This is a genomic window from Spirillospora sp. NPDC046719, from assembly GCF_040645715.1.
In the GTDB taxonomy this organism is placed as follows: Bacteria; Actinomycetota; Actinomycetes; order Streptosporangiales; family Streptosporangiaceae; genus Spirillospora.
Genome location: NZ_JBEYYT010000501.1, coordinates 1 through 6,163, shown reverse-complemented (window position 1 = coordinate 6,163; position 6,163 = coordinate 1). Strand labels below are relative to the sequence as shown.

At 70.0% G+C, this 6,163-nt stretch carries 6 protein-coding genes; 4 read left to right on the top strand and 2 right to left on the bottom strand.

What is annotated here, in order from left to right:
- Positions 1-70: 70 nt before the first annotated feature.
- Both ABZ914_RS44275 and ABZ914_RS44270 read right to left on the bottom strand, forming a co-directional pair.
- A complete protein-coding gene (locus ABZ914_RS44275; protein ID WP_190868584.1) occupies positions 71-379 on the bottom strand; it encodes a sulfurtransferase TusA family protein in 309 nt (102 codons plus the stop codon).
- Positions 380-443: 64 nt separating this feature from the next.
- Entirely contained in the window at positions 444-1,604 is a 1,161-nt protein-coding gene (locus ABZ914_RS44270; RefSeq protein ID WP_500200720.1) for a cysteine desulfurase family protein, read from the bottom strand.
- Positions 1,605-1,732: 128 nt separating this feature from the next.
- Between ABZ914_RS44270 and ctaC the strand changes: the two genes are divergently transcribed.
- From ctaC to ABZ914_RS44250, 4 genes are all read left to right on the top strand, one after another.
- Entirely contained in the window at positions 1,733-2,566 is an 834-nt protein-coding gene (ctaC, locus tag ABZ914_RS44265) for an aa3-type cytochrome oxidase subunit II (RefSeq protein WP_433138635.1), read from the top strand.
- On the top strand, positions 2,563-4,227 hold the full coding sequence (gene ctaD / locus ABZ914_RS44260; protein ID WP_500200719.1) for an aa3-type cytochrome oxidase subunit I: 1,665 nt from the start codon (positions 2,563-2,565) through the stop codon (positions 4,225-4,227). The genes ctaC and ctaD overlap by 4 nt, the downstream gene beginning before the upstream one ends.
- Before the next feature lie 3 nt (positions 4,228-4,230).
- Positions 4,231-4,641: a cytochrome c oxidase subunit 4 gene (locus ABZ914_RS44255; protein ID WP_190868588.1), complete on the top strand. Its 411-nt coding sequence runs from the start codon at positions 4,231-4,233 to the stop codon at positions 4,639-4,641.
- 143 nt (positions 4,642-4,784) lie between these two features.
- Complete coding sequence (locus ABZ914_RS44250) at positions 4,785-6,056, top strand: L,D-transpeptidase (RefSeq protein ID WP_500200718.1); 1,272 nt, start codon at positions 4,785-4,787, stop codon at positions 6,054-6,056.
- Positions 6,057-6,163: the final 107 nt, after the last annotated feature.

Below are 6,163 nucleotides of genomic sequence, written 5' to 3'. Positions count from 1 at the left end.
GCCGCCCCCCCCCCGTGCGCGGCGCGCCGCGGGGGCCGGCGCGGGCGCGGCCCCCGGCGACGGCGTGCCGTCAGTACGTCCGGCGGATGTGGAAGCCCCAGCCGCCCTGCGGGAGCGTCTCCTCCCGGACGAAGTCCTGCGACTTCATCCGGCACCAGGCGGGGACGTCGGTGCGCGCGGCGGCGTCGTCGGCGAGCACCGCGATCACCTCGCCGACCGGGACCTCGCGGATCCGGTCCGCCAGCATGATGATCGGGATCGGGCACTTGCGGCCGAGCGCGTCGATGACCAGCGCCGGGGGAGGCCAGGCGGGTTCGGCGGGGGGCGGTGCCGCCGTCCCGTTGGAGACTCCGCTCCTGGCGCGGCCTCGGAACCTCATGGGCGCGACCGCCTCCCTTTCCTGATGGTTCGTGCTCGATGTGGTGCTCCGCCGCCGGTGCCGGTCACGGGTCCAGCCCGTTCAGCGCCGTCCGGCGCAGCCGGGCCACGGTGCCGGGGAGAACGGTGAGGAACCGGTCGATGTCGGCGGAAGCGACGCCACGCGGCAGCGATACCCGCACGTTCCCATGGGTAATCACTCCCATCGCCTCGAGCACATGACTCGGACGCAGCGTATCCGCCGTGCACGAGCTGCCGGACGAAACGGCGAAACCCGCGCGGTCGAGTTCGGTCAGCAGCGCCTCGCCCTCCACGTACAGGCAGGAGAACGTGACAATGTGCGGCAGCCGGCGGACCGGGTCGCCGACGACCTCGACGTCCGGCACGGCCGCCGGGACCTCCGCGCGGATCCGGTCGACGAGCGCGGCGAGGCGCGGGCCCTCCGCCTCCGCGTCCGCGCGGAACGCCTCCAGCGCGGCGGCGGCCGCCACGGCCGCCGGGACGTTCTCGAACCCCGGGACGCGGCGCGCCCCGCGCTCGTCGGCGGGCAGCGGCGAGCGCCACCGGGTGCCCTTGCGGATCGCGAGGACCCCGACGCCCGCGGGCCCGCCCCACTTGTGGGCGCTGCCGGCCAGGAACGACCAGCCGCCGGGCACGTCCACCCGGCCGAGCGACTGCGCGGCGTCCACCAGCAGCGGCACGCCCGCCGCGCGGCACGCCTCGGCCGCCTCCGCGACGGGCTGGAGCGTCCCGACCTCGTGGTTGGCCGACTGCAGGCACGCCAGCGCGGTGTCCGGGCGCAGCGCCGCGGCGAACTCGGCCGGGTCGACGCGCCCGCCCCGGTCGACGCCGACGACCGTGACCTCGCCGCCGTCCGCCTCGTGCAGCTCGGCGGCGTGCAGCACGCTGGAGTGCTCGACCGCGCTCACCACCAGGTGGCGCCCGGCCCGCCGGCGCGCCTGGAGCCCCCCGAGGACCGCCAGGTGCACCGCCTGGGTGCCCGACGACGTGAACGACACCTCGTCCGGCCGTGCGCCCAGGACGCCCGCGACGCGCGCGCGGGCCCGGTCCAACTGCATGCGGGTGCTCCGGGCCCGCCCGTACAACCTGGCGGGGTCGGCCCAGCCCGCGTCCAGCGCCTCCAGCAGCGCAGCTCGCGCCGCGGGATGCGGCGGCTCGGTCGAGGCCGCGTCGAAGTACCCGTCCGGCGCCCTGGAGTCAGCCACGCCAGAACACTAACCGGGCACCCGATCGGGGGTTCGCGCGACCCTAGCGCTAGTGTGTCCACCACACGTGTAACAACTGATCTCACCGCCCGGGTCGACCGGGCTTTCATCCGTGGGGAAGGCATTCCGTGAGTCCGACCCGCTCTGGGGAGCGGCGTACGCCTGTGCGCAGTCGCCGCGCAATCAAAAGCGCCGGCGCGCTAGGGCTGCTGGCGCTGTCCGCAACCGCGTGCAGCGGCCAGGCATCCCGCCTGGGCATGCCCGAGCCGATCGGCCCGCAGGCCGAGCGCATGCTGAAGCTCTGGCAGGGTTCCTGGATCGCGGCGTTCGCCGTCGGGGCCGTCGTCTGGGGCCTGATCATCTGGGCGGTGCTGTTCCACCGCAAGCGCTCCGACGACCTGCCGCCGCAGGTCCGCTACAACATGCCGATCGAGATCCTCTACACGGCGGTCCCGTTCGTCATCATCGCGGTCCTGTTCTACTTCACGGCACGCGACGAGAACTACGTCGAGAAGACCACCAAGAACCCTCCGGTGGTCGTCGACGTCACCGCGTTCCAGTGGAGCTGGCAGTTCGACTACAAGGAGAAGGACGCCGCCGGCAAGGAGCAGACCGTCGCCACGGTCGTGGGCCAGCCGGTCAACCCCAACTCCACCTCCGGCGCCAAGCCCGTGATGATCATTCCGGCCGGTGAGCACGTGCGGGTGCGACTGCACTCCAACGACGTCATCCACTCGTTCTGGGTCCCGGCGCTCCTTTACAAGAAGGACGTCATGCCGGGCTACGACAACGAGTTCGAGTTCGAGGCGACCAAGCTGGGCACGTACGAGGGCCGCTGCGCCGAGCTCTGCGGCGTCGACCACAGCCGGATGCTGTTCCAGCTGAAGGTGGTCCAGCCCGCCCAGTACCAGAAGTTCATCGCCGATTCGAAGGCCGCCCTGGCCGCGGGGGGTGCCAAGTGACCACGATCAGTCACGCACCGAGCGCGCCGGTCACCACGGCGCGGACGAGCAAGGGGCGCATCGTCGCCAACTGGCTGTCGTCCACCGACCACAAGGTGATCGGCTACCTCTACCTGATCACCTCTTTCGTGATGTTCCTGTTCGGCGGCATCCTGGCGCTGGTCATCCGCGCCGAGCTGTTCAAGCCGGGCCTGCAGGTGGTCAGCAACGAGCAGTACAACCAGATGTTCACCATGCACGGCACGATCATGCTGCTGATGTTCGCGACGCCGCTGTTCGCGGGCTTCACCAACGTGATCATGCCGCTGCAGATCGGCGCGCCGGACGTGGCGTTCCCCCGGCTGAACATGCTGGCGTACTGGCTGTTCCTGTTCGGCAGCCTGATCGTCATCGCGGGCTTCCTGACCCCGGGCGGCGCGGCCAGCTTCGGCTGGTTCGCCTACGCCCCGCTCTCCGACGCGGTTCGCTCGCCGGGCGTCGGCGGCGACATGTGGGTGATGGGCCTGGCCATGTCGGGCTTCGGCACGATCATGGGCGCGGTCAACTTCATCACCACGATCCTGTGCATGCGCGCGCCGGGCATGACCATGTTCCGGATGCCGATCTTCACCTGGAACGTCCTGCTGACCTCCATCCTGGTCCTGCTGGCGTTCCCGGTCCTCGCCGCCGCGCTGCTGGCCCTGGAGGCCGACCGCAAGCTCGGCGCGCACGTGTTCGACGCCTCGCACGGCGGCGCGCTGCTCTGGCAGCACCTCTTCTGGTTCTTCGGGCATCCGGAGGTCTACATCATCGCGTTGCCCTTCTTCGGCATCGTGACGGAGATCCTGCCGGTGTTCGCCCGCAAGCCCGTCTTCGGCTACATCGGCCTGGTCTTCGCGACCATCAGCATCGCGGGCCTGTCGGTCACCGTGTGGGCGCACCACATGTTCGTCACCGGCCAGGTGCTGCTGCCGTTCTTCTCCTTCATGACGTTCCTCATCGCCGTGCCCACGGGGGTGAAGTTCTTCAACTGGGTCGGGACGATCTGGCGAGGACAGCTGACGTTCGAGTCGCCGATGCTGTGGTCGCTGGGCTTCCTGGTGACGTTCCTGTTCGGCGGGCTGACCGGCGTCATCCTCGCGTCCCCGCCGATGGACTTCCAGCTGTCGGACTCCTACTTCGTGGTCGCGCACTTCCACTACGTCGTGTTCGGCACCGTGGTGTTCGCGATGTTCGCGGGCTTCTACTTCTGGTGGCCGAAGTGGACCGGCAAGATGCTGAACGACCGGCTCGGCAAGGTGCACTTCTGGCTGCTGTTCATCGGCTTCCACGGCACCTTCCTCATCCAGCACTGGCTGGGCGCCGAGGGCATGCCGCGCCGGTACGCCGACTACCCCAAGGAGTTCGAGGGCCTGAACCAGGTGTCGTCGATCTTCGCCTTCATCCTGGGCGCCTCGATGCTGCCGTTCTTCTACAACGTGTACATCACGTGGAAGAAGGGCAAGCGCGTCGAGGTGGACGACCCGTGGGGCTACGGCTCGTCGCTGGAGTGGGCCACCTCGTGCCCGCCGCCGCGGCACAACTTCAACTCGATCCCGAAGATCCGTTCCGAGCGGCCGGCGTTCGACCTGCACCACCCGCACGTGGGCGCGCAGGGCGAGCTGACCGGGGCGAAGGAGTAGCCGATGCGCGTCCAGGCGTTCATGTTCTACGGTTGCGCGGTCTTCTTCCTCGCCACCGACATCGTGTACTGGCTCTGGTCGGGTGACTGGACCGGCACCACGGCGCTCGCGCTCGCGATCGGCCTCGCCGGGCTGATCGGGTTCTACATCCACTTCACCGTCCGGCGCCTCGAGCGGGCCAACGCGGGCCCGCTGTACGAGGACGACCCGCAGGGCGAGATCGCCGACGCGGCGGGCGAGCTGGGCTTCTTCAGCCCGCACAGCTGGTGGCCGCTGTTCCTCGGCCTGTCGGCCGCGGCCGTCGCCCTCGGCGTCGTGTTCGGCTGGTGGCTGGTGATCCTCGGCGCGTGCGCCGCGATCCTGACCTCGATCGGACTGGTCTTCGAGTACTACCGGGGTCATTTCGCCCACTGATCAGTAAAAGAACCCCAAGAGGGGCGGTATCCGCAATTTCGCGGGTACCGCCCCTTTCACATACTGGACGTCGTCCCAGCAAGTAGGGCTGGCCAGGCGAATCGCTCGTCCAGGTGGGAAACGACCGGGGGGTCCACGTGCGGGTGGGTGACTCAGGACCGAGGAACCGGGGAAGGCGCGCCGCCGCCGTCCTCGCGGGCGCGGGCATGGTGGCGGGCGTCGCGGCGTGCTCCGGACAGCAGGCGGTGACCGGACAGGGCGCGGTCTCGCTCGCCGTGTCGCCGGGCGGCGGCGCGGCGCTGCCGCCCGACAGCCCGATCGACGTGCGGGCGAAGACCGGCAGGATCGCGAACGTCACGGTGACGACGGCGAAGGGCGCCCCCGTCGAGGGCGACCTGAACGCCGACCGGACGCAGTGGCGGTCGCGCTGGTCCCTCGCGCCGGGCCAGTCCTACGCCGTGGACGCCACGGCCGTCGGCAAGGACGGCAGGACCCGCACGGTCCGCAGCGGCTTCACCGTCGCGAGCGTGCAGAAGAAGTACGGGATCACCGTCGACGCGCCGTTCAACAAGGAGACCGTCGGGGTCGGCATCCCGATCGTCATGCGCTTCGACAGCCCGGTGAAGGACAAGGCCGCGGTCGAGCGGGCGCTGGAGGTGCGCTCCGACAAACCCGTCGAAGGCGCCTGGCACTGGCTCGGCAACCAGGAGGTCGTGTTCCGGACCAAGCAGTACTGGCCGGCGCACACCAAGGCGTCGTTCGTCGCCCACCTCAGCGGCGTGAACAACGGCAAGGGCATGTACGGCGGCAAGGACTACGCCGTGAACTTCACCGTCGGCGACTCCCACGTCTCGACCGCCGGCGAGGACACCCACAAGATGGTCGTGAAGATCAACGGGAAGAAGGCCCGGACGATCCCGACCAGCATGGGACGCGGCGGCGAGGAGAAGTACACCACCACCAACGGCGTCCACCTCACGATGCAGAAGGACGACCCGGTCACGATGACGTCGGACTGGGAGGGATGCGGCCAGGGCTGCGCCGGCTACTACAGCCTCACCGTCTACAAGGCGGTGAAGATCTCCGACAGCGGCGAGTACGTCCACAGCGCCCCCTGGTCGGTCGGCGACCAGGGCCACGACAACGTCAGCCACGGCTGCATCAACGTCAGCCCGTCCGACGCCGCGTGGTTCTACAAACTCGCCCAGCGCGGCGACGTCGTCACCGTCACCGGCACCAGCCGCCCGCTGGCCCCGGACAACGGCTGGGGCTTCTGGCAGATGGGCTGGAACGACTGGGTGAAGGGCAGCGCTCTGAAGCGGTCCGTCTCCACGGCCCCGCACGCGGACGCCGCGACCCTCTCCGCCCAGTCCGGCCAAGGCGCCGCCCAACAACCCCGCGCCAGCCACAACTGAGTTTTCCCAGGGGGGCTGTGTTTTCCCAGGGGGGCGACCCCCTGGAACCCCCGTCACGACTGACAGGCTGTTTCGCCGCTCCGCTAGCGCTCCGCGGCGAAACAGCC

Coding starts and splice junctions, on each gene's coding strand:
- ABZ914_RS44275 (WP_190868584.1), bottom strand. CDS start 379: ATGAGGTTCCGAGGCCGCGCCAGGAGCGGAGTCTCCAACGGGACGGCG.
- ABZ914_RS44255 (WP_190868588.1), top strand. CDS start 4,231: ATGCGCGTCCAGGCGTTCATGTTCTACGGTTGCGCGGTCTTCTTCCTC.